Source organism: Paenibacillus sp. FSL W7-1279 (assembly GCF_037969845.1).
Classification (GTDB): Bacteria; Bacillota; Bacilli; order Paenibacillales; family Paenibacillaceae; genus Paenibacillus_AQ.
On the sequence record NZ_CP150215.1, the window covers coordinates 5,457,209 to 5,482,579 of the forward strand.

The window sequence follows — 25,371 nt, forward strand, 5'->3', positions numbered from 1 at the left end:
CGAATGCAGAGTCCTCATGGCTTCTTAAGGGGAGGGGAAAACGCATGAATCCGTTTCGTACGTTCCGTATCGATTACGTTTTTTTCTTCAGCTTTGCCGGTTTTATCGCGGTTCTCATCACGATTATGATGATTGTCAGCTATCGGTTTACGGCCGATGAGCAGGCGGACAGCGCCTCCATGTACCAGCAGGCGGTGCTGCAGCAGCTCAACAAGCAGCTTACCGACCAGATGAGCGCTGTAGAGCAAACCTCGCTAGCCGTGTCCATCAACTCGCCTCTGGTCAACTATGTAACGATGAAAGGAGATTATTATGCACGCAAGAAAGCCAGGGACGAGCTGAACCGGGATTATTTGGCGCCGATGCTGAACAGCTCGCGCTCCATGTTTTCCTTTCAGATTTATATGAAAGATCCGCTTCAGGTCGATCCCAACGCCAACATTCAATACCTCCCGCTCGCCTCGGCCGGCGGGGAGAGCTGGTATCCGGCCGTCGACAAATCCGATTTTCTCTGGATCGGCCAGCGCGAGGTCGGTTCGCCGCAGGGAAAGCAGCAGGTGATCAGCTTCGTCCGTAAAATCACCACGCTGGATGGCGTAAACCGGGGAATTTTAATCATCAATGTTCGGGTTAAATTTTTGCAGGAAATTCTGACGGAAGACAACTCCTCGGCCAGTCGGCTGCTGCTCGACTCCGGCGGCCGGATGATCATGCACACCCGGATTGCTCCGCCCCCCGGGGAAATCAACGCCATCCTGGAGCGGGTCAGCGGGGACACCGGCCATGCGCATCAGCTGCTGGCCGCCGCCGGCTCGCTCCCGGAGAAGGACATGCTCACCGTGTGGTCACGAACGTCCCCGGGCAGCTGGATGCTGGTGGAGCTTACGCCCTGGAAGGTAATCACCAGCGGGAGTGTCCGCCTCGCGTGGACGATGGCCGTGGTTGGAGCCGCCGCCATACTGCTGTCCCTGTTCTTCACGTTGTTCCTTTCCCGAAATTTCACACGGCCGATTCGGAAGCTGGTTCAGCTGATGCAGGCGTTCAATCCCGGGAAACGCGGGCAGACGCTGCCGACGGAATACCGCAACGAATTCGGCAGCCTGTTCAGCGGCTACCGCAAGCTCACAGAGCGGATCGAAACGCTGTATGAGTCGCTGGAGCAGCACTATAAAGCGCAGCGCGAAGCGGAGATCAAGGCGCTTCAAGCGATGATTAACCCCCATTTTCTCTACAATACCCTGGACCAGCTGAACTGGATGGCGCTTGAAGCCGGCCAGGAGAAGATCAGCCACCTACTCGAGCTGATGGGGCAGATGTTCCGCATCGGGCTGTCGGGCGGCGAATCCATGATTTCGATTCAGGAAGAGCTTCTGCACGTTGATTGCTATCTGAAAATCCAACAGTTCAAGTGGGGTGAAGGATTGGAATGGCACTTCGATTGCCCGGAAGATTTGCGGCAGCTGATGATTCCGAAACTGACCCTGCAGCCCTTTGTGGAAAATGCCGTTATGCACGGTTTTCATGGCAAACGCCAGGGCCGGATCCATCTGACTTGCGCGGAAGAGGACCGAGGCATCCGGATTCGGATTCGGGACGACGGCATCGGACTGCTTGAAGACTGGAAAACGCGCAAACGCCATCCGACGGGCGGATATGGCATTCGCAACGTGACGGAGCGCATCCAGGTTTATTTCGGTCCGCCCTTTGGCGTTTCGCTTCGAAACCGTACCGATGCGCCAGGCACCGAAGCGGAGATCTATTGGCCGAGGCTAAATCAGCAGTGGGGTCAGGATCAGGAAGGGGGAGGAAACCATGTGGACCATCGCTATCGTGGATGACGACCGCCAAGTGCTCGGCGGCATGTCCCGGCTGATTCCCTGGGAGCAGCTCGGAGTTCGGCTCGTAGGGGAGGCCATGGATGGTGAAGAAGGACTGCGGCTGATTGAAGCAAGCCAACCCGACATCGTCATCACGGATATTTATATGCCGGTGATGAACGGTCTCGACATGATCGAACAGCTCCGTAAGCAGCAGTACGCCGGCAAAATCATCATTTTGAGCGGGTACTCGGATTTTGATTACGCTCGTAAGGCGCTGCAGCTTCAGGTCGACGATTATTTGCCCAAGCCGGCCTCACCGACCACGATCCGCGAGGTGCTGCAGCGCGTCACCCGCGAGCTAACGGAGCGCCGTGCGCTGGAAAATAGAGAGCGGGAGCTTCAAAGCCAACTCATGGAGTATGAGCCGTATCTGGAGAGGGAATGGGTCAAATCCATCCTCATCGGAGGGACCTCCTCCCCGCTGACGGATCCCTCTCGAATGCTGGAGCGGCTCGGTTGGAAGAATGCCCAATTCATGATGCTGGCCTTAGAAATCAAGCGCCAGGGACGCATGGAAGGCATCTCCGTCCGGGACTGGCACCTATTCCGCTTCGCCGTAGGCAATACGGTGGAAGAGCTGGCCGGTCAGGACGGGCTGCGCAGCTATTTCCTGGAGCTGCACAGTCACCATATGGCACTGCTGCTGTATAAGCCCCTCTCCTGGCCGACAGAGGCGTTCCGCTCGGAAGTTCTGGCGCTGGCTGGGCGAATCATTTCGTCCGTGCATCGATTCCTCAAGGTCAAGCTGCATATCGGTGCCGGTCTTCGCAAGGACGACTGGCTTGCCATCTCCGACTCCACCGAAGAAGCGTTTCAAGCACTCGCCGAGCGGCACGAACCGGATGTCGCCCATCCTTGTGTTTACGTATATAGCGAAGGAGGCTTCCGGCTTACAGCCCCCCGGAACGTGCGCCCTGTGCGTTTTTTCCAGGAAATGACCGACGCCGTGCGGACCTTTGACGAGCCCAGGGCGCTGCTGGCGCTGGACGACTTCTTCCGCAAGGACGACGGCGCGGCTCAGCTCCAGCCCGATGAGCTTACTGCCATCGGTACGCAGCTGTTCGCCATCCTCTCCTTTACCCTGTACGAGTCCGGCATCCGGCTCGACGATGAGCTGCCTGTGACGGACTTGACCAAGGAGCTCGGACAAATAGAAGATGCCCAGCAGTGGAAAGCCTGGGTAGCGGAAAAAGTGAAACGAATCTGTTCGCGTTACACACCAAATGAAAACCTCAAGCATAAGGAGACGGTCGATTATATCATTCAATACATTCATGAGCATTACGCCGAGAACATCCATCTTCAGGATGTGGCCGACCAGGTGTATATCTCCAAAAACTATCTCAGCACCTTATTCCGCCAGTTTACAGGTGAAACCTTTGGCGATTATCTGACTAGGGTGCGCATGGAAAGAGCCAAGAGCATGGTTCTCGAGAAAAAGCTGCTGATCGCCGAAATCGCCGAGCGGGTCGGTTACCGGAATGTTCCGTACTTCACCACCCTGTTCAAAAAGCATACCGGGCGCAGTCCAACCGAGTTCCACAAAGCCTAAACCGCCGGTCCGCTTTATTCTTGGCGCCTGTGCATCTCGCCCCTTTTTCGATAATCGTAAAATACTGAAACGATTTGTTGTTTTGTCCCCTACGAGAAGGACCCTGGACTTGGTACGTTAAAGGAAGAAGAAGATCAGTTACTTAAGGAGGTTCATCCAATGAGAAATTCATGGCACCGTCTCGCCGCCGGCGCTGCGGCCGTGCTGTCACTGTCCCTGGTTCTCTCCGCTTGCAGCGGGATCAAGAAGGAAGAAGCCGGATCCGCGGAGTCGGGAGACGGCAAATCCATCACGCTCCGAATCATGTGGTGGGGCTCGCAGGCACGGCATGACGCAACTTTGAAAGCGCTTGATTTGTACTCTGAAAAGAACCCGGGCATCACGTTCGAACCGGAGTATCAGTCTTTCGACGGGTATCAAGACAAGCTGTCGACCCAGTCTGCCGGAAAAAACACGCCGGATATTTTCCAAATGGATGCCGCCTGGTTCAACGATTGGGCGTCCAGCGGACGGCTGGAGGATCTCTCCTCCATTCCGGCGGACCATATCGATAAGGCGCTGCTCGAGACAGGCACCTACCAAGGCAAACTGTACGCGATGCCGCTCGGCAACAACGCCTGGGGCATGGTGTACAACAAGACGATGATGGACAGCCTCGGCGTTCAGCCGCCGAAGACATGGGACGAATTTTTCGCCATGGCGCGTGACCTGAAGCCGAAGCTGGCCAAGGACCAGTACCTCACGCGGGATCTCACCGCGGACAGCGCGTTCTACATGTCGTATCAGCTGAGCATGGGCAAAGGATTCTCCATGAGCAAGGACGGAAAATTCCATTATGACGAGGCTACCTGGAAGGATTGGATGAACAAGTGGGCGGAGCTGCGCAAGGACAACCTCGTGACACCTCCTGACGTAACCGTATCGGATAAAGCACAGGACGCACAAATGGACCTGCTTATCCAGGAAAAGATTCTGCTGCGGGGTGCGCATGCTGCGGAATTCGGCGGAACGGATGCGTTAAAGCCCGGCGTGATGGCGTTAACGACCCAGCCAAGGGGAACGCAGGCGGGCGGCTGGCTGAAAGCGTCCATGTACTGGAGCGTCAGCCCCAACAGCCAATATAAAGAGGAAGCAAAGAAGTTCATCGACTGGTTTGTCAACAGCGAGGAAGCCGGAGAAATTTTGGGCACTTCGCGGGGGATTCCTGTCAACAAAACCGTAGCCGATGCCCTCCAGCCCAAATTTACGGACGTCGATAAAAGCTCCCTGGGACTAATCAACGAGGTGTCCAAGGACGGCGTCGCGTTTGACCCCGGCCCCGGGAATAAGGGCGGCTGGGCCAACTTCACGAAGGAATACGACAACATCACGCAGTCGATCATGTTCGGTAAAATCAGCATCGACGAGGGCTGGGACCAGATTGTCAAATTGAGCAAAAGCCTGGAATAATCCATGCCGAAAAGCTGCTGTTATAAGTTTGGATAGAAACCGTCATCGAAGCGGTGGCACGCCAAAAAGCACCTGAAGGAATCGGGTGCTTTTTTCTCGTTTTTATTTTTACAAATCTGAGCAGCATCTCGCAAAAAATCGTCTGCAATTCGTTCTGCCTGTGTAACTGTCTTTTGAATATGGCCTCACGTCATTCACCAGTACATATCCCAATCTTTAAAGACCCTCACCAACGCCTCGAAATAGAAATAGTCCCCCCAAATGCAGCATTCGTCGATGCCGTTGCCAAGCGGCTTTCCGTAGACCGCATGCTGCAGAATGCCGTTGGATTCAGGGAGCGTTGCCGTCGTATATCCATCGCTTAAAGACGCCAGGATGCGCAGTGCCGCGTTCTCGTATGTACGGCGCTGCGGGTGCGAGAGCGGTACATGCTTGGCCAGCTCCAGCATTCCGCATACCGATATGGCGGCTGCCGAGCTGTCCCTCTCTTCCCGCCCTTCGGTGAATATCAAATCCCAATAGCACACATCATCCTCAGGCAGCCGATTCAAATAGTAATTCGTGACTCGCTCGGCATCATGCAGCCGTGTTTCTTCCTTCGTGTAGGCATAGCTGAGCGGCATACCGTAAATAGCCCAGGCCTGACCGCGGGACCAGCACGAATGATCCGCATATCCTTGGGACGTTTGCCCAAACCTTGGTTCTCCGCTCTCAACATCCATATAATACGTGTGGTATGTTGAGGAATCCTCGCGAATCAAATAGCGAGCGGATTGCTGTGCATGGCTTATGGCGGCGCGCCGATACTCCGGTTTGCGGGTTTCCTCCGTCGCCCAATAGAGCAAAGGCAAATTCATGCAGCAGTCGATGATCATTCGGCCGCGCTGTGACGGCCTGTCTAGCTTGCCCCAAGCCTGAATGATCCCGGCTTTCTCGAAATACCGCTCCAGCAGCAGGTCTGCTGCGGCCAAGGCAATCCGTCTCGCTTCTTCATTCCCGGTCAGCTTATAAGCGGCAACGCAGGACAGGGAATACAAAAATCCCAGATCATGCGTCTCGGTGGCGATGCGCTGCTCCACGCGCTCCTTATAGCTGTGGAGCTGAAGCTCCGCTATCGACCGGTACTTCGTTTTCCCCGTGACCTCATAAGCAAGCCACAGCATTCCGGTCCAGAAGGACGAAGTCCATTCCGTATTGCTGATTGGCTCATAAATATGATTGCGGCTTGCAGGAGATGGAAAATGGTCCGAAAATGTGTCTAAATTCTCATCGATCTTATCCAGCACGAATTCGATGGCGGCTTCGGTCCTTTGCCGCGTCCATATCGTTGCCTCGCCGTATTTTAAAGGTTCCCGGATCGCTTCCATGGCTAATTGGCCACTCCTCTCCTCGTTTAAGCGTTACTGCCCGCTTGCGCTCACCCGATATTTGCCAGGGGTGACCCCCTCCAATTTCTTGAATGCCCGGATGAACACAACATCATTGGTATAGCCGACCAGTTGGGCCAGCTGCGCATTGGTCAGTTCCGATTGCTCCATCAATGTCTTCGCCTTCTCAATCCTCGCGCGTGTAATATAGTCGGTGATATTGCATCGATTCATCTTTTTGAAGAAACTCGAGATATACTGCGGCGTCATGCCGAAATGATCGGCAATCATGCCAAGTCCTAAATTATAATCGGTTAAATTCCTGTCGATGAATGCCATCATATCCTGCTGCAGCTGGATGCTGTGATCGCTATGCTCCGTATGAAAGAGACAGGTCAGTTTGTCATATAACCGCTTGGTCTCGGCTTGCATTTCATCACTTGTGGAACAACCGAATATGTGCTTTACGGGATCAAAGCTCGGGCCCAGCAGGCTTTCATGATCCGTGTTCGTCAAGTTCAGTATTTTCAGAAAGGTGCTGATGATATTAAAGAACAAGCATCTTCCCAGTTCCGGGGTCATCCCCGCCGATTTAAAATTCATCGTATAAATATTGTCCAGCAGCTTAGCGACATTATCCGTATCGCCGCCTCTCACATGGTTGACAAGCTGCGTCTCGAATTCGATCGGATAGTAATAATGATGCTTGATGTCGCGCACATGCCCGAAGTGAATGATCGAATTTCTTCCGCTGAACATACGGTAATCCAGGGCGGCCATGGCTTCGAGATAAGCGCTGCCGATTGTTCCGTTTCCTGTGTGTACGCTGCTGACGGCAATCGTCACGGAAATATGGAAACGGTCCTCCAGTACCCGGAGCAATCGCTCTGCAATCTCATGAAGGAAGAGCTCGGCTTCCGCCTCCTCAACCGGATGAAAATTAACCAGGATCGCTACCCGGTCGCGTTCCATATCGACGGCGAATCCCTGGTGACCCGAATTTGCGATTTCCGTGCCGATATTCGAGATAATAAACCGAATTTGCGTCCAACCTTGCTCGGATGGCTCCGGCGACAGCCTTGTAATATCCACGGCTTGAACAATGATTACGGCAAACTTGTCGGACTCGAAGCGGATGCCCATGGTCGCTAATGTCGGACCCCCTTGATCCCCCGCATGATCCGGATCGATGTATCCCCGAATGAGCCTTGACAGAAAATCAGCGCGGATGACGGGCGTCTGCCTGAACAGTCGCTCCCTCAGATGCCGCTGCTCAACGAGCGAGCCTTCGATCGTTTGCAATATGAAATCATATTCGTTCGCGGCCGGCTTATCCTGAATCGGCTTTCCTTGAAGAATGGCATCCACTACCCGTTTGACGGGGCTGTATTGTCGGTATGCAAACCAACAAGCAACAGCCGCCCCTGCGACAAGCGATACGACAAACACCGTCAGCGCCATTCTCTTCAGTTGTGCTACTCGTTCCATGACACTGCCCATCGGCATGACGGACACATATTGCCAGCCGGCCTCCTTGGATTCCGTAAAGGTTACCATGCTGTCCGTGCCATTCAATGCTGTCTTGAACAATCCCGACGGACCGGCCAGTCTTTCCGTCACCTGCGCGGACAGCCCCGAGTCCGATGAGCTTGCAATCACGCCCCGTTCCTTATCGAGGATATAAATCTCGCTGTCGTTGGCGGACTCGATTTGGCGGAACATCTCTTGAAGCTGCTGTCCATCGATCATAATAACCAGCGTTCCGCGGATATTGGACACGTCATGAAGCGGAAGGGATTGCGCATAGGTAATCACATCCGCCGGGTTGCCATTTCCTTGGTTCGGGTTCTGCAGCAGCACATCGGAGGGCAGGAATGCCTTGTTGTGGTAGCTGCCGAGCATCGTCCGCTTCCAAGTTTCAAAGTCCATATGCTCAAACCGGTAATACTTGTCGTAAAAGGTTCTGGCATCCGTCCGCAATCCAGGCTTCAGGATGACGTCTCCGGCCTGCAGATGAACATAGTAGTCTCTCACGAATCCGCTTACAAAAGATTGATAGCGATTTAAGTAATCGCGGACGAATTCTACCTGGCGGTACGCCCCTCCTTGATCATGCCGATCAAGATTCAGCAAATAAGTTAGTTTAGAGTTAAACATGATTTGCTTAGCCAAAATATCCACTTCTTTAAGCTTGCTGTCCACGGAAAGCCGCAGCTGCTCCAGCATCGCCGAATTTGATCGTTCCGCATTGTTTTCCATCACGTTTTCCACCCGTCCATATAGAAAAAGCCCCACGGTCATAGGCAACAAAAGGATGAACATATACGAAACGATCATGGTTTTCAAGACGCGTCCCCGGCTGCTCTTTCGCTTGCCGGGAAGAAGGCCGGGTATCGAGATCATGTCGCATTCCTCCAAGAAAATGTATGGAAACCTATTTCTTGAATCCTTCGCCGAACGGACTAGCAAACCCTTTAATCAATTCGGTCAACCAAGAGAGAAGCGCACCGTTATAAGGAATGTTTACATTTTGGGTACAGCGGGGTATTTAAAGCACCTGAACTAATCGCACGGAACGAAACTTCACGGCAGCCGCCTGCCAAATTTCCGGTCCAAAAGGTTTCGGCTTCGCAAGCTTGCTCGATAAGGTCAACGCATACGTGCCCGGATTCTCTATTACGATCCGCCCGATCGATGAATGAATCTCGGTGTACGGATGCTGACAAGAAATGGAGTCGCTGACGACCTTATCCTCTCGGGGAATACACGCAATCGTCTGTCCAGCTGCCCGTACAGTGACTTCATGATCATATTCCTGTTCCCAAACGGCATCGGATTTTTTGAAATTGACTAGGTTGACTTCATATATGCCGGACGACGCTGCCTTGAAGGTCCACCGGGCCTCGTTCATCCCGTTGCCTGTCGTTATTTCCGACAGTACAAGATCCAACTTAACAGCGCCGTTCGCCTGTTGGATAAACCCCTGATCTACATCGATCCTGCCCTTGAGTTCCAAAACAATAACCGACACATGGTCTTCTGGCGGAAGTTCAGGCAAGCGGATCCGCATCTCGTGATGGTCCGTTTCCGGCCGATAGCTCTGGTGCACAGGAAGACATGTGCTGGAGTCCGTGAGCAGATAAGCTTTTTCAACCGTATTTCTTACACCGTTCAATACCAATTCTTCCGCAGGCCAATAGCGATCGTACACATGTAGGAAGAGCGTATTCCCTTTTACCGTAACCGCTCCCCATTCCAGCTCATAAGGGAACGGGCTTGCGCTTGTGCCGTAGACCGCCTCTCCATTTCGCGCAAGCCATTCGCCGACTTCCTCCAGGCGTAGAGCGGATTTTTCCGGAATGATGCCTGTTTCCGTAGGGCCGACATTGAGCAGCAGGTTCCCTCCCTTGCTTACGATATGCACCAACTTTCGGATCAGAGCATCCGTGGATTTCCACACTTGATCCTTTGTGCTGTACCCCCACGATTGATTTAAGGTCATCGGCGTCTCCCATTCCCGCGTTTCCTCGCCTTGCATCGGGATTTCGTTGTCACCCTTGGATTGGTAGTCACCGAAATCAGGCCAATGGCTTACCCTGCTGTTAATCAGGCAATCGGGCTGAAGCTCGCGGATCATGTTTACCATCGCTTCGCTCTCCTTCTTCGACAATCCCCCGGATGTGTCGAACCAGAGCAGCCCGACCGGACCATATTCCGTCAGCAGCTCACGTACTTGTCCCTTCGCTTTATGGTTCCAGTAACGAAAGAACGCCTTATTCTCCAGCTCATAGTCCCATAGATTGTTAAACGTATCGTGAAGCGCATGCGGGTGATGCCAATCTATGACATGGGAATAGTAGAAGCAGAGCCGGATTCCTTCCTCCCTGCAAGCCTCGGATAATTCCTTCAACGGATCCCGGCCGAATGGAGAAGCATCCACGATATTGAACGGGTCCGTCCGTGAATGATACATGGCGAAGCCATCGTGATGTTTGGCTGTGATGACGATATATTTCATGCCTGCCCTTTTGGCGCAATTGACCCAAGCCTTGGCATCAAACTGCGTCGGATTAAATTCCTTGGCGAGTTTTTCATATTCCTTTACCGGAATTTTGTTGGCATACATGACCCACTCCCCTTTGCCGAGCAGCGAATATACCCCCCAGTGGATGAACATGCCGAATTTGGCATCCTTCCACCACTGCATCCGGCTCTTGCTTTGCGTTACGATATCTAATGAGTCAGCCATCGTTCTCCTCCTATTCCTTAATGGCGCCGATCAAAACGCCTTTGACGAAATATTTTTGCAAAAACGGATACAGAAGCAGTATCGGCAATGTGGAAACGATAATCGTTGCATATTTAATGGTGTCCGCGATCGCCATCCGGTCTCCCGAGGCCTCCGTCATCATGTTGTCGGTCGTATTGGTTATGAGAATTTCCCGGAGCACGAGCTGGAGCGGAAATAGCTCCCGATCCCTCAGATAGATGAGCGCCCCGAAATATGAATTCCAGTGTCCCACGGCATACCACAGAATCATGACGGCGATAACGGGCATGGACAGCGGAATAATGATCCGGAACAGAATGATCAGGTCGTTCGCCCCGTCGATTTTCGCCGATTCCTCAAGACTTATCGGAACGGACTGAAAGGCGGTCCGCATAATGATCATATTGAACGTCCCGATCATCCCGGGGATCAGCATCGCCCAGATCGTGTTCAGCATTCCCAGGTTATTGATCAGCAGATAAGTCGGAATCAGCCCGCCGCCGAAAAACATGGTGATGACGATCAGCATCATCAGGACATTTTTGAAGTACAAATTTCTGCGGGACAGCACATATGCGCCGATCGCCGTGGCCACCAGATTGATGGCCGTTCCTGCCACGACGTAGATCAGCGTGTTCCGATATCCCGTCGTAATCATCGGGTTGTTAAACACCGCCTTATAGGCTTCGAAGTTAATATCAAGCGGCGCGAACAGCAGCCCCCGGTGCTGGGCCAATGAAGCGGGATCGCTGAACGAAGCGAAGGCAACATACACGAACGGATATAAGGTGACGAAGCAGAGGCCCGTCAGGATCAATGCATTCAGACAGACGAAGGTTATCTCGCCTGCGGATCGTTTGTTAGCCATGGACGACCTCCCTCTCTACCACAGTTTATGTTCGCTGACCCGCTTGCTGATGGAGTTCGCGAGTACAAGCAGGATAAAGCTGACTACCGCATTGAATAATCCAACGGCGGTCGTGAAGCCGTAATCCGTCTCCAGAACCCCTCTCCTGTAGACAAAGGTCGAGATCACGTCTGCCGTTTCATAAGTAAGCGGGCTGTACATCAGCAATACTTTTTCGCTGCCAACGCTAAGCATGGAGCCCATATTGAGAATAAAAATGATGATGATTGTCGGCAGCATGCCCGGCAGCGTGATGTGCAGCATCTGTTTCCAGCGGCCTGCGCCGTCCATCTTGGCCGCCTCGTACAGGGTCGGGTCAATGGTGGCGATGGCGGCAAGATAAATGATCGAACCCCAGCCTACGCCTTGCCAAATGCCGGAGCCGACATATATCGTACGGAACCAGCTGGCCTCGCTCATGAACGGAATCGATTCGATGCCGAAAAAGCCCAGAATCTGATTCACCAAGCCATCTCTTGCGAGAAAATCGAACATGATCCCGGTTACCACGACGATGGATACGAAATGCGGCAAATACGATATCGTCTGAACCGTACGCTTAAACAGCCGGCTGCGGATTTCGTTCAGCAGCAGGGCAAGGATAATCGGTGCCGGAAACGCGAAGATGAGCTCATAGATATTGATCAGAACGGTATTGCGCAGAAGGCGTTCGAAATAATAGCTGTTAAAAAAATTACGGAAATGCTCAAATCCGATCCACTCGCTTCCCCAAATACCATCGGCAATGCTGAAATCTTTGAAAGCCATCAACAGACCGTACATCGGTCCATAGTGGAAGACGGCATAGTATAGAATGACGGGAAGCGCCAGTATGTAGACGTATTTGTTCCGTTTCAAATCGTTCGCAATCGTTGTCCATTTCCCTTTGCGATGCTCGAAGGGATACTCCTGGGTTGCTGACAATCGAATCCCTCCCTCCAAATCAATTTATATGGCGCCAAGAGCGGCGGAGTCTGCATGTTTCCGCCACTTAGGACGTTTCCGTTTACCGTCTACCGTTTACCGCTTACCGTAACGCTCCAAGGCTTTCTGCTGTATTTCCAGAGCTTCGGCAAGACCCATGGATTCAATGGTTTTCACATACTTGTCAAACTGATCCAACGGCTCGGCGCCCATGACGAACTTCAAGTACATCTCGTCCTTGTACGTGTTGATATCCGTCATGATGGAAGCGTAGCGGCTGCTCTCGGATTGGGTCGGCGTTGTGCGCGGCATTTTCTTCTCCATGGTCGGCTCTGCCCAGATGACCTTGGACTCCAGCTGATCCGGCTCGGTCGTATATTGTTGATCAAACCGAATATCAAGCATGAACGGCCCGCTGAAGGTTGCGCGGTTATGCTTGGACATGGACTGGATCACCGGCAGTCCCGAAGGGTCCTTCAATACATCGGGCTTAAACATCGGCTTGCCGTCCTCCATCGAGTAGCTGACGCCCTCTTTTCCGAAGTTAAACAACAGGGTGCCTTCCTCGGAATAGCCGTAATCCAGCCACTTCACCGTTTCAATCGGATTTTTGTTGCTGGTGGTAACTGCTGCCCCTATTCCGTTAAATGCATAGTCTTTATATCCCCAAATCTGCTTGTCGCCTTGGTTCATGACAGGGTAGGGGGCTGCCACCAACCTGAAGTTCGGATCTTTATCCTTCATGAGCGTTCCATACTTGCCGATCCCGCTGCCGGTGTATAGAATCGCTGATCCGATCTGCCCGCCCGTAATTTTGGCCTCCAGCATTTTCTCATCGGTCGTCGCAAAGTCTTGATCAAGCAAGCCTTCCTTGTACCACTGGTTCATGAGCGTCAAGAACTCTTTGAACCTCGGATCCGTCGGGCCGTATTTAACCTGACCCTCCTCTTGATAAAATCCGGCATTAATGCCCCATGCCCCGAGAAAAGCGGTCGTTGTATCGACATCTCCTTTCGTCAGATACAGGGGAATCTCATCCGCCTTGCCATTGCCGTTCGGATCTTGCTCCTTAAAAGCCTTCAATACGTTGTACCATTCATCAACCGTGGTCGGCATCGAAAGCCCCAGCTTATCGAGCCAATCCTGCCGGATCGTCGGTCCGAGAAATACCTTAAGCTTGTCGTCGGTGCGGAGGAACGGGAACACATAGATGCTGCCGTCATCGGTCATAATTTCCTTCTTCCACTCCGGATGCTCCTCGAGCACCTTTTTAAAGTTCGGGGCATATTGGTCGATCAAATCATTGAGTTTGATGATTTTACCGTCCTTGATCGCCTTCTCCGGTCCTCCCGGATAGCCGGCCCATGAATATTCGATCACGTCCGGGAGTTTATCCGAGGTCATCATCAGATTGAACTGCTCCGTCGCCTGCTGGCCCTGCGGAGGATGCTGAAAATCCACTTTCACCCCGGTGATCCTCTCCAGCTCCTTATAAGCCTCGATTTCGTTGTAACTCTTCATCGTAGCGGACACCTGGCTAACGATTTGCACCCAATACGTCAGTTCCGATAGAACCGGAGGGGCTTCCGGGTCCGACGCTACCTCCGGTTGTTCCTTGGCAGGGCCGCCGCAACCTGCCGCCGTTATGGCCATGGTGACAGCGAGCAAAACAATCCAGAATACTTTAAACCTGTTGACCTTCATTATCATTTGCCTCCCTTTTCCTTTGTTTGTTGTGCGAATTTCTGGTTTGTTAAGCACCACCTTACTGAACATTTTGTCGATTGAACACCGCCGTGTTTTCTAATTGTGCAATATATTTTTAAGGCAGTACATTGTCTATATTTAATCTTGGACTGATTTATTTCATGATGGATGGCCATTACAGAAATGAAGGGCGGCCGAAACGGCCGCCCTTTTCATTAAGTAAGCTGCTAGGAAGCCGAGCTGCGGCTTCGGATGTAGTCTATGTCTCCAAGAAGCAGCTCCGCGAAGCCGAAATCGAGATGCTTGCCCTGCTGCGCCTTAATGGCATTCTCCAGCGAAGTGATTGCATCCTCAGCTGCTACGCTTCCAGGCGAATGCTGCTGGAGATTCGCAATTTTGGCCAATAAGCTTTGCGTGATGCCGTGATTATCGATCCAGCCTTTCTCTTCCCCTGCTCTTACGATATCGTCGAGCTGTTCCAGATCGACAGCAACCTCGAATGGGTATTCGCGAACCGTGATATTCCCGGCTGCATCTTCTGCCGTTATGCGAAGGATGTGCGGACCGGCAGTCAGCGTTAACGGCTCTATAACCAGCGTTTCCGCAGCTTCCTTGTCATCCAGTTCCACGATGACGGCGGATACGCCGCTTAATGCGTCCGTGATGTGAGGTGACATGGTGAAACGCTCGGTTTGGTATACGGACTGGGTCACGTTTGTCGTGATTTCCGGTCCGCTCCGGTCGATCTTCACCGTCTTAATCGCTTCATTACTTGTCACTCCGGACAGGGCAGCTGCCCGAGCGTATATCGTTGTCTGACCTTCTGTTTCTACAATTATGGGAGCCGTGTAATCGGTCCATTTGCCATTGGAGTCCATTTTGTACTGGTTCCGCATGCCTGCCGCTTCAGCTTCCGGTGTCATCGTGATGGTGACCTTCACTGATTCGCGGCTCCACTCGGAATCCTGATCGACCTTGATCTCGGGAGGAGCATTTAACGAGTGGGTCTCCCTTAAGCGCCAAAGCTCCTGCTTAGGTAAGGGTAAGTTCAAGGCGGCGATACGGGATTGAACCTCAGCCTTAGAATACGGAAGCGCCCATTTATCGAAGAACTCCGTCAGGTTTTCGCCTGCGGTTTTCGAGGCCATGATAACAAACGTGTCGATCTCTTCTTGGTTTGTCGCTGGCAGCTGGGATGCCGGCAGCTCCCGGTACGCCTGATGAAGCTCAGCATAAAAGTCCCATCCGTAAGCCAGGGAAAGCTGGCGGAACATTACGAGATAGCCGAAAAGATCGAGCTGGCCCGAGGTGCCGAACGACTTGCCCGGAAGATCGCTTTCGATATATTCAAACGCTAAGTCATAGAAATCTTTCCCATCGGCATTGCGAATCAATAAGTTGCTGCTGTTGCCGAATTTCTCTTGGACATATAAGGAGTAAATATTTACCGTAATTTCACCCGTTACGTTCCAGTTCCAGGCTCCTTGCTGATATTCGTGACCGGTCTCGTGCCAGAAGCCCCATCCTCCCTGAGTAACTCGGGATATGTCCACGGCGTGGCCCGCCGAAGGATCGATGTGGAACATGATCGGATAGCCGGCATGCATATAACCCGCACTAATTTGGCGATCCGCAACGTAACGGAACGGAAGGTCTATACTTTTGTGCGGCAGCGGTTGATCCGGGGAAAGCCCCGCGACTTCCTCTGTGTAGTCCACGATTGCATCCCACTTCTCCACTAATTGCTGCGGATCTTCAAGCTGCCTGATATACTCGGACGGAAGCGTCAAGATCACTCTGCGTCCCTGAAGCTCTGCCCATGGAGCGGGATGATGCCGAATCGTGTCTTCCCATTCAGCCGAAGAGGTCTCGCCAAGGATATAATACGGAGCGCGAACTCCGCCGCTGATTTCAATATCCTTCGCAACGCCCGGCTGCGGCTTGGTCGGAATCAGGTAAATCAGGCCGCCATAAGGGCTGCGGATCCGGTTCTCGCCCGGAAGGAGCGGCTTCCGCTGTGTGATGACCGGAGGTCGTTCCCATTCCGTTTTACTTGTCAAATTATCCGTGTGAGCCCCTACCTGCACATCTAAATTCTGGGTACCTTCAGGAACATGAATCGTTACCCATTCTCCGGCCGGTGCGTATAACCCCGTGCTGATCCAATTCTTCGGAACCGTCCCTTGGCGTAAATAGTCAAAGGATGAATAATCAAAATTCACGTGAACGGATTGTCCCGACACTCGCGGCGCGTCCCCCGGTACGGTCCCGGGAAATTGATCGGCATAAGGGGATTTGGGGGCCGTCAGGTCATTGCCGATCCGTCCCAATTGAAAAGCTAACAATGCGCTGGTATAGGGCGCTTTGGAACGGTCGAGCGGAAACGTAAGCTGGGACTCCAAATCGCTGGCATCCTGCTCGATCACAGCATATAGCGGACTTTGCGGGGAGATGCTGCTGACGGTTCCGCCGGTCACCGAAGCGATGACTTGCAGCTTCTTGTCAGCGCCGGCGCCAGGCCGTCCGACGTTCACCTGATCCGGTGACAGCGTTCCAGCCTCAATCGCCTCGGCCTGCTCCAGCAGCTTTAGCGAATGGTAATTGGCCGATTGCTCCGGTGTCAATGTGGGCAAGGTTTCCGTTCGAGTCGACGCCGTATTGTTCATCAGACCAAGACCCATCCGGTTCAATAGGCGCTGCACCGGGAAATCTTCACTGAGCCTGCCCGAACGGCCCTGATATTCGTTCCCGAGGAAGACATGCGGATATTGCTCCATCACCCATCCTTTTAAGGGGACAACGACATGACCTCCTTGCGCGACGTAATGCTCGACGGCATCGACCTCGCTATCCTTCAGCGTCCCGTCAACATAAGCTACGGGGTAGCGGGACGGATCCAAATGCTCAGGCGTGAATTGCTCCAACCGGACCAGATCGATCGGCACATCGGTTTCGATGGCATAATTCTTCCACGTTGCCGACAACATGGGCAATCGCCCCTTGCCTTCCAATGCCTCCTGATAGGTCAACGTCTCGGAATCCTCCGTTAACCACAGGAGGATGTTGCGTGCCACCGTCTTCCGCTCATCGGTAATGTCGGAGGTGAATTTGAAATAGGAGTCATCGCCTGCAACAACGACTTTGCCTTTTCCGTAGCGAGCCGCTGCAAGAATCGGCGTCGTGTCGGGGTTGACCGCCAGGACGAAGGCTTGGTCTCCGATGGCCGCGACACCGCCGTTATAGGTGGCCGATACCGTCGGATAACCGGACAAATCCTTATAAATTACATCAAGATCATGCTGGGTTGCCAGGCTCGCTGCGGTATTCGTGCCTAATGCATGAACGTCGGCCTGCTCCGTCATTCCATCCGCCGCCATCAGTGTCTTCCCTGACGGCGGAACGGCTGCAAGCGTGCAAGCAACCGCCAATAACAGCTTCAACCACTTTTTGGTGTGGAAACCCATCAACCGCTCAACTCCTTTGCCGATGATTTCGTAATAGCAACGAGAAACGAACTGCTTCCGTTTCACCTCCCCCTCCCTCCAATTTCCTTTTTCCCTGCGTCCTAAATATAAAACAGCCGCCCGGAACACCATACAGTCGATATTTAAGATCGGACTGTATTTTTTCCGGGCGGCACTAACTTTTTTTAATATTGGGTTGTCGGTAATCAATAAGTGCAGCTGTTTATCAAGATCATCCTCTGGCTGCGGCATCCGCATAGAATATAATCGTGTAAAATTTCGTGGTTTTATTCCCAGGGTTAACGTACCGATGAGGCCGATTAGCCGAGAAATGCACAGAGCTTCCGGCAGGGACGGTATAGCTTTCGTCTTCGCGCCACAGCTCCAGCTCTCCCTGATGCACAAAAATATATTCCTCCACGCCATCATTATGCGCTTCTGAACCATGGTCACAGCCGGGATCCATGATGACCATATAGGACTCGAATTTGGTGCGCAGGTTGTAGGAGAACAAAGGGTATACCCGGTAAGCGCCTTCGGCCTCGTGAAAAGGCTCCACGTCCTCCGGGGATACCACGGTCACTTCGGTTTCCGCCTCTTCGATGAGCGTGGTGAATGAAATGCCGAGGCCGCTGACGATGCGCCACAATACCGAAATCGTCGGGTTGGAATCCCCCCGCTCGATCTGTCCCAGCATGGCTTTGCTAACACCGGTCAACTCGGCTACGTTATCGAGGCTGAGGCCCCGTGATTTGCGGATAGCTTGCAGATTTCTCCCTACCTTTTTATGAATGGGTTCCAAGTGTAACCATATCCTCCTTCTGAAACGAAGCCGTTAACTGATCTTGCTCTGATCCGCTTGCGGCTTCTCCATAAGCTTTGACACCATATCATCGGTCATATGGTTCAAATCATATTGTACATCAAATCCCCATTCTTCGCGTGCCGCAGTTGCATCGATAGAATCCGGCCATTCGTTCGCAATCGCTTGACGGACAGGATCCACGTGATAGTCGAGGCTGAAATCCGGTATATGGCGGCGGATGCTGGCCGCAATCCCCTCAGGGTCGACGCTCATCGCCGTAACATTAAAGGCATTGCGGTGCTTCAGTTTAGCCGGATCCGCTTCCATCAATGCAATGATAGCGGAGATCGCATCCGGCATGTACATCATGTCAAGGTAGGTCCCTTTATCAATGTAGGAAGTATAGCAGCCGCTGCGAATAGCATCTACATACATCTCAACCGCATAATCCGTCGTTCCCCCGCCCGGAGGGGCGGAGTGGGAGATCAGGCCTGGAAAGCGCAATCCGCGGGTATCCACTCCGAATTTATGGTAATAGTAGTCACACAACAGCTCGCCGGAGACCTTGCTGACACCATACATCGTTAACGGGCGCTGCAGCGTATCTTGCGGCGTTGCTCTTTTCGGGGTGTCCGCCCCGAATGCTGCGATAGAGCTCGGCGTAAAGAACTGGCAGGATAATGCCCGTGCCGTCTCGAGCCCGCTTAACAAACCGCCCATGTTCAGGTTCCACGCCAGTGCGGGATTGGATTCCGCCTTGGCGGACAACAGGGCTGCAAGATGGATAATCGTATCCGCGCGGTGTTCTTTAGCTGCTTCATGGAAAGCTTGGGGGTCGGTTACATCCAGTATTCGGAACGGTCCTGATTGCACCGTCTCATGATGGATTTGGCGAATGTCCGTTGCGAGAACAGCTTCTTCGCCGTAAACTTGCCGCAATTTCGCCACCAGGTCCGAACCAATCTGCCCGAGCGCACCGGTTACCATAATTCGTTTCATCACTTGTGCCCCCTTATTTAGATCAGACCCAGTTCGCGTCCGATGGTTTCATATGCGGAAAGTGCGCGATCCAGCATCTCCTTCGTATGCATGGCGGTAGGCATGTTCCGAACTCTTCCCGTGCCTTTTGGCACGGTAGGGAATACGATCGATTTGGCATACACGCCTTCTTCGTACAATCTGGTGCTGAATTTCTGGGTGGTTGCTTCATCTCCAATAATGCAAGGCGTAATCGGCGTTTCCGTACGGCCGACGGAATAGCCAAGATGCTTAAGTCCTTCCTGCAGATAACGGGTGTTCTCCCACAGCTTCATTTGCAGGTCTTTGCTGTTCTGCAGGATGTCGATAGCGGTAATGCAAGCGGCTACGGTACCTGGAGGCAGCGCCGTGGAGAACAGGAACGGCCGGCTGCGGACCTTAAGCCAATCGACCAGATCCCGTGATCCGGCAACATACCCGCCGACAACGCCAACCGCTTTGGACAGCGTGCCGATCTGGATATCCACTCGCTCCGACAATCCGAAATGCTTCACGGTACCTGCTCCTCCGCCAAGAACACCTGAGCCATGCGCATCGTCCACATAAGTGATCAGATCATAGGTCTCGGCGATCTCCACGATTTCGGGGAGCTTCGCAATATCGCCGTCCATCGAGAACACGCCGTCAGTAATGACCATAATTTTGTTATATAAACCGGATTCTCTCGCTTCTTGCGCTTTCGAACGCAAATCGTCCATGTCCGAATGGTTAAAACGGATAACCTTCGCCTTGGTCAATCGGCAGCCGTCAATAATGGACGCATGGTTCAGCTCATCCGACAAAATCGCATCCCCGGCACCCATCACCGCCGAGATCGCCGCCATATTGCAATTGAAACCGGACTGATACGTCAGCACCGCTTCGGTTCCCTTGAACTGCGCAAGCTTTTCCTCAAGCTCAACATGAAGCATGAGCGTTCCGTTAATGGAGCGAACGGCGCCGCTTCCGGTTCCGAAATCGGTCGTAGCCCGGATGGCCGCTTCTTTCAATCGCTCATCATTCGCCAGTCCCAGATAGTTGTTGGAAGATAAATTCACGAATTCACGACCCTGAATGGTAATAAGCGGACCATTCGGACTTTCAAGAGGCTGGATCGTATTATAGAGTCCTTGCTGCTTGAGTTCTGTTAGATTATCCTGTAAGAAAGCGCTTAACGTTTGACTGGACATATGAAATTCCTCCCGTGGATCCGAAGTATCTTAACGTACATATCATTTACTCATTTCATTGTATGCAAAAAGTCACTTGTATGCAATATCATGTACAAAAATATGTTATATTGCATAACAGATATAAAGAAGCCAGCCTTCCTCAACCGGAGGAAACCTGGCTTTTTCATGTTTACTCTCTTAACGTCCATATTTCGGTTTGCGGCTCAGGCAAATTCAATGAGGCAATCCTTCCTTTTCCGTCTTCCGTCAGACCTATTGCCCATTTGTCGAAAAATTCAGTCAGGTCCTCCCCCGCCGTTTGAGAAGCTATGACGGCAAAAGTATCCACCGTACCTAGTATTTCGTCTCGGGATAATTCGCGGTAGCTCTCGAATATTCGGGTATAGAATTCCCAGCCGTAAGCAAGCTGAAGCTGCTTGAACATCACCAGTCTTTCATAATTGCCGATTTGGCCGTATTTTTTGGCCGGGTCATTGTTCTCTACGAATGCGATCCCCCGATCATAGTAATCCTTGCCGTCATTTCCGACTTTCAGCAGTTCGGAGGTATTGCCGTACTTCTCTTGGGTGTATAGAGAGAACAGGTTTACGGTGACTTCCCCGACATCGCCCCACGTCCATGTCCGCTGCTGGTATTCGTGCCCAAGTTCATGCCAGAAGCCCCAAGCACTTGTTTTAATATAATCGACATCCAGCAGGTTGGCCGCATAACTGAACGGCATCATGATGGGATATCCCGCATGCATCGCCCCGGAAGAGATCTGTCCGTCAGCGACGTAACGGCGGTTCAATTGATGGGCAGTATGAGGCATCGCCCTGTCCGGATCAAGTCCGACCAGTTTATCATAACTGTCGTAGATTTCATCCCAGGTCCGCATCAATTCTTCCGGGTCGGTCACTTGGCGGATCAAATCCGAGGGAACCGTCAGGATAATACGTTCTCCCTGAAACTCGGCAAAAGGAACGGCAACCGGTCCCGTTCGAATCCTCTCCCACTCCTCGAGCGTAGTCTTGCCGAGTACATAATACGGGGCTTCCGCCGCTCCGCTGATTTTGACGGTTGCCCGGAAATTCTCCTTCGCCTTTAGCGGAATGAGATATATCAAGCCTCCGTAAGGACTATTGACTTGATGGATGCCCGGGGTCAGTTTCTGGTGGTTTACGATAAGCGGAACTCGTCCCCACTTGCCGGATCCCCTCAAATCGTCGTCATGCGAACCGATTTGAACCGTTAAATGCTCAACGCCTTCCGGCACTTCAAGCGTAATGACTTTACCGGGGGGCGCATACAATCCGGTGCTTATCCAGTTTTTTGATGGAAGCGCATGCGTGTACATCGTATTTGGAAAATCAAAGTCGACCTCGATTTCCCGGTCATTGACGATGGTCGCTTCCTCTCCAACCATTCCCGGAAATGCGTCGGCATAAGGAGATTTCTCGTTGGCGGGATCCAAGGTAAAATGACTAAAGCGGAAGTTATGCAGCGCATTCGTATAGGGCTGCTGGAATTTTTGAATCGGGAACACGGCAGGCGACAGACTTTCGGCCTCCGATTCTGCCCAAGCATACAACGGGGATTCGCTGGTTAACGTTTCGATTGTCTCGTTTAGTATATTGTAGAGCCGCTCCTGCTTTTTGTTCGCTGGTGTACCCGGCGGACCAATCTCGATTTGATCATAAGTGAGCGTCCCTTTTTCCACTTCCTTACCTTGCGTGAGCCGTGCCCTGATATGATGATCGTCGGCTTGGTCATAGGTCAATGCCGATTCGCCGACACTTGACTCAGAGCCTCTGTTCATCAACGTCAACCCTGCCCGATTAAGCAGCTTTTGAATCGCAAAATCGCGGCTGAGTCTAGCTCCCCTCAAATTGCCGACCTGAAGCACGGTTTCCTCGGGAGTATCGCGCGTTATTCCCTCAATACCGCTCAGGTTATCCGCCACGATGATGCCGCCCCCTAACCGTAAATATTGACCCAGCGCTTCGAGATCCTTATCCTTCATCGTCTGGTCTACATGGGCTACCGCATATTTTTGCGGATTCAGGTTTACGGAATCCCAGCTGTCGATTTTCACAAGCTCAATAGGCAAATCCGGATTAACCGTGAGCTCGTCGGAGGTCGTTATCAGTCTAATCTTCTTTCCCGGCTGCTCTAATGCATCTTCATAGCGATTCGTACGGTCATTGCCTTGGCCTTGATTTGTGGAGGCATCGTCCGTCAGCCAACATAAAATATTCCGGGCCAGCTTACCCGCAGCATCACCCGCCGACTCGGACAGATTGAAATACTCCTTGCTCCCGGCGACAACGATGCGCCCTTTGCCATAACGGGCTGCCGAGATGGCTGGAATATAATAATCGGGCACATTGATACTGAATGCAGCATCCCCTATTGCAGCAACGCCGCCGCCAGCGAAATATGGAATCGCTTGCAAATCCTTATAAAATATGCTGAAATCGTTCTTAAGCACGTCCAACGGCGTTCCGGCCGACCAGGGAGCATCAGCCAATGCGGATGATTGAAGTTCGGTCGGTCCGGTAGCATTTGCCATTGCAGGATCTTTTGCCGTCCGTTTACTGATCTCCGCAGGTTCGGCAGCTGCAATGGATGCGGTCATTAATAATACCGCTGACCCGATTACTGCGAAATTATTAATCCGTTTCATCATCTTCATTCCTTAACGATTCCTCCTCGATTTCCTTTGATATCCTGATGGAATGGCAGATCAGTCCTAAGCTTTGATGTCATTACCTCCCCCTTGATATGTCATTGAATGGGATTTCTCATTTAGCTTAATGAATACCACTCGGATTTGAAATGCATAAAAAACACATCAATGTATCCAAAATACACAACCGGTAGGGGGTAGCCAATGGATATAAACCACCTGAAATTGATTCAAAATTACCTGGCTAACGCGAATCTTCGCTTATCCATTGCCAAGGTTGATAAAGTGTCCCAGAACTGGCGCTTTTTTAATATGAGACCGTCCTATAACGCTCTATATTTTATACGGGAAGGGGAGGGCTGGATTAAGATCGACGAACAAGAATATCATCCCTCCCCCGGGCAAATCGTTCTCATGCCAGCTGGATCGCTTCATTCCATCTCTGTCGTGGGCGATAACACCTACAGGAAGTTCTGGTGCCATTTTACCGCCAAGGTGGACACGCTGAACTTGTTTCAGCTAATTCATCTTCCCCACGTGCTGGATGTGCCGGACGAGTCATATATGGAGCAGTTATTCAAGGAATTGATCGATGCATATGGGAGCAGCGCTTGGACCGCCCCGCTGCAAAGGAACGAAATATTGATGAAGCTTGTCCGACATTATCTTGACATCGTTCCCGATCGTCAACTCTCGCTGTCCATGCTGCCCGATATGCAGAAACTGAACACGGTATTCCAGTATATTGAGGAGCATATCAACGATAACGTCAGCGTGGAACAGCTGGCGGGACTTATCCATTATAATCCCAACTATTTCATCCGCTTCTTCAAATCCAAAATGAAGATGACACCTGTGCAGTATATTATTAAGGTCAGGATCGAGAAAACAAAGGGTCTATTGATGACCACCGATTTGACCCTGGAGGAAATCGGGAGAAAGGTCGGAATGGAAGTCCATTATTTATGCCGGGTATTCAGGCAATTCACCAACATGTCGCCGGGGGAATTCCGTAACCAGATCATGTCCAACCGCTAATAAAAATCCCCTGGGAGGTATCGGAATCCTTTTCCGATACCTCCCAGGGGATATATGAAGAGCGATTATTTGATTACGAATTCCAAATCGTCCGCATCCGCCGGATGATGCCCATGTCGAATGATAGTTGCAAGTGGCGTACGTGAGTCGTAATAATGAGATCCTCCGGGAATCCCTTCACCGTTTTCCCATCAAAATCAAGTGGATATCGCCTCATGCAGCGCTTCGACATAAGCTGCCGCAAGCTTGGACAGAGTCGCATTCTTATGACTGATCCATCCGACATTAATCGTCTCATCGCATGCGAGTGGAACCGGAATAATCTCATTCCCGTTCAGGTCAGCGCTCAGCACCCCGGTCGAAATGGTATAGCCATTCAAGCCGATGAGCAGATTGAACAGGGTCGCGCGATCATTGACCCGGATGCTTTTTTTATGGGATAACGTGCTGAGGATTTCCTCCGAGAAGTGGAATGAATTGTATTCCCCTTGCTCGAATGACAAATACGGATAATTCTGAAGCTCGTCAATGGTCACGATCGACTGCTTGGCCAGCGGATTTTTGATGCTGATAAAAATATGCGGCCTCGCCGTAAACAAGCTGGTAAACTGAAGCCCTGCATCCTTCAGCAGCTTGTTGATCACCTTGGCATTGAATTCGTTCAGGTATAGAATGCCGATCTCGCTGCGCAAGGTTTTGACGTCCTGGATGATTTCGTAGGTTTTCGTCTCTCTCAGCGCCAATTCGTATTCATCCTGCCCGTATTCCTGAACCAGCTTCACGAAGGCATTGACCGCAAAGGCGTAGTGCTGCGTGGATACCGAAAAATGCTGCGGGGAAGGCTTTGCGTTCAGATAACGCCCCTCCAGAAGCTCAGCCTGCTCGACCACCTGCCGTGCATATCCTAGAAACTCCGCGCCTTCTTTGGACAAGGAAATTCCTTTGTTGGTTCGTTCGAATATCGTAATGCGAAGCTCTTCCTCCAGATCCTTGATCGCATTGGACAGACTGGGCTGGGAAATAAATAACCGTTTGGCCGCCTCATTCATGGAACCACGGTTGGCTACTTCGATGGCGTACTTTAATTGTTGTAAGGTCAAAGTGATTCCCCCTTTTTATATCTACAAGAA

General features: G+C 52.0%; 16 protein-coding genes. 4 read left to right on the forward strand and 12 right to left on the reverse strand.

Annotated elements, in window-relative coordinates:
• Positions 1 to 44 precede the first annotated feature (44 nt).
• The 3 genes from MKY82_RS24710 to MKY82_RS24720 all read left to right on the forward strand — a co-directional run bounded on the left by MKY82_RS24710 (position 45) and on the right by MKY82_RS24720 (position 4,881).
• Positions 45 to 1,838 (forward strand): sensor histidine kinase, encoded by a 1,794-nt coding sequence (locus MKY82_RS24710; protein WP_339294582.1) that lies wholly within the window; start codon positions 45 to 47, stop codon positions 1,836 to 1,838.
• Positions 1,813 to 3,432 carry a response regulator transcription factor gene (locus tag MKY82_RS24715; protein WP_339294583.1) on the forward strand — a complete coding sequence of 540 codons (1,620 nt, stop codon included), beginning with the start codon at positions 1,813 to 1,815 and terminating at the stop codon, positions 3,430 to 3,432. Before MKY82_RS24710 ends, MKY82_RS24715 begins: the two co-directional genes overlap by 26 nt.
• Before the next feature lie 159 nt (positions 3,433 to 3,591).
• Positions 3,592 to 4,881: a sugar ABC transporter substrate-binding protein gene (locus MKY82_RS24720; protein WP_194543945.1), complete on the forward strand. Its 1,290-nt coding sequence runs from the start codon at positions 3,592 to 3,594 to the stop codon at positions 4,879 to 4,881.
• A 194-nt stretch (positions 4,882 to 5,075) separates the two neighbouring features.
• Here the strand turns inward: MKY82_RS24720 and MKY82_RS24725 are convergent, their stop codons facing one another.
• From MKY82_RS24725 to MKY82_RS24775, 11 genes are all read right to left on the reverse strand, one after another.
• The gene (locus MKY82_RS24725) at positions 5,076 to 6,248 is read right to left on the reverse strand and encodes a glycoside hydrolase family 88 protein (protein WP_339294584.1); all 1,173 of its coding nucleotides are present in this window, start codon (positions 6,246 to 6,248) and stop codon (positions 5,076 to 5,078) included.
• 33 nt (positions 6,249 to 6,281) lie between these two features.
• The gene (locus MKY82_RS24730; RefSeq protein ID WP_339294585.1) at positions 6,282 to 8,651 is read right to left on the reverse strand and encodes a helix-turn-helix domain-containing protein; all 2,370 of its coding nucleotides are present in this window, start codon (positions 8,649 to 8,651) and stop codon (positions 6,282 to 6,284) included.
• Positions 8,652 to 8,796: 145 nt separating this feature from the next.
• Positions 8,797 to 10,497: an alpha-L-fucosidase gene (locus MKY82_RS24735; RefSeq protein ID WP_339294586.1), complete on the reverse strand. Its 1,701-nt coding sequence runs from the start codon at positions 10,495 to 10,497 to the stop codon at positions 8,797 to 8,799.
• Between the two features lie 10 nt (positions 10,498 to 10,507).
• On the reverse strand, positions 10,508 to 11,386 hold the full coding sequence (locus MKY82_RS24740) for a carbohydrate ABC transporter permease (RefSeq protein WP_194543948.1): 879 nt from the start codon (positions 11,384 to 11,386) through the stop codon (positions 10,508 to 10,510).
• A gap of 15 nt (positions 11,387 to 11,401) precedes the next feature.
• A complete protein-coding gene (locus MKY82_RS24745) occupies positions 11,402 to 12,349 on the reverse strand; it encodes an ABC transporter permease subunit (protein ID WP_194543949.1) in 948 nt (315 codons plus the stop codon).
• A gap of 96 nt (positions 12,350 to 12,445) precedes the next feature.
• Positions 12,446 to 14,053, reverse strand: coding sequence for an extracellular solute-binding protein (locus MKY82_RS24750; RefSeq protein WP_220684304.1), 1,608 nt, complete (start codon positions 14,051 to 14,053; stop codon positions 12,446 to 12,448).
• Between the two features lie 230 nt (positions 14,054 to 14,283).
• Entirely contained in the window at positions 14,284 to 17,586 is a 3,303-nt protein-coding gene (locus MKY82_RS24755) for a M60 family metallopeptidase (protein WP_339294587.1), read from the reverse strand.
• Positions 17,587 to 17,752: 166 nt separating this feature from the next.
• Positions 17,753 to 18,322, reverse strand: coding sequence for an XRE family transcriptional regulator (locus MKY82_RS24760; RefSeq protein ID WP_339294588.1), 570 nt, complete (start codon positions 18,320 to 18,322; stop codon positions 17,753 to 17,755).
• 33 nt (positions 18,323 to 18,355) lie between these two features.
• Positions 18,356 to 19,324: an NAD-dependent epimerase/dehydratase family protein gene (locus tag MKY82_RS24765; RefSeq protein ID WP_339294589.1), complete on the reverse strand. Its 969-nt coding sequence runs from the start codon at positions 19,322 to 19,324 to the stop codon at positions 18,356 to 18,358.
• A 17-nt stretch (positions 19,325 to 19,341) separates the two neighbouring features.
• On the reverse strand, positions 19,342 to 20,532 hold the full coding sequence (locus MKY82_RS24770) for a glycine C-acetyltransferase (protein WP_339294590.1): 1,191 nt from the start codon (positions 20,530 to 20,532) through the stop codon (positions 19,342 to 19,344).
• 172 nt (positions 20,533 to 20,704) lie between these two features.
• Positions 20,705 to 23,209: a M60 family metallopeptidase gene (locus tag MKY82_RS24775; protein ID WP_339294591.1), complete on the reverse strand. Its 2,505-nt coding sequence runs from the start codon at positions 23,207 to 23,209 to the stop codon at positions 20,705 to 20,707.
• 198 nt (positions 23,210 to 23,407) lie between these two features.
• On the opposite strand from MKY82_RS24775, the gene MKY82_RS24780 reads away from it, so the two are divergent.
• Positions 23,408 to 24,241, forward strand: coding sequence for an AraC family transcriptional regulator (locus tag MKY82_RS24780; protein WP_339294592.1), 834 nt, complete (start codon positions 23,408 to 23,410; stop codon positions 24,239 to 24,241).
• A 197-nt stretch (positions 24,242 to 24,438) separates the two neighbouring features.
• Here the strand turns inward: MKY82_RS24780 and MKY82_RS24785 are convergent, their stop codons facing one another.
• On the reverse strand, positions 24,439 to 25,341 hold the full coding sequence (locus MKY82_RS24785; protein WP_119847051.1) for a LysR family transcriptional regulator: 903 nt from the start codon (positions 25,339 to 25,341) through the stop codon (positions 24,439 to 24,441).
• Positions 25,342 to 25,371: the final 30 nt, after the last annotated feature.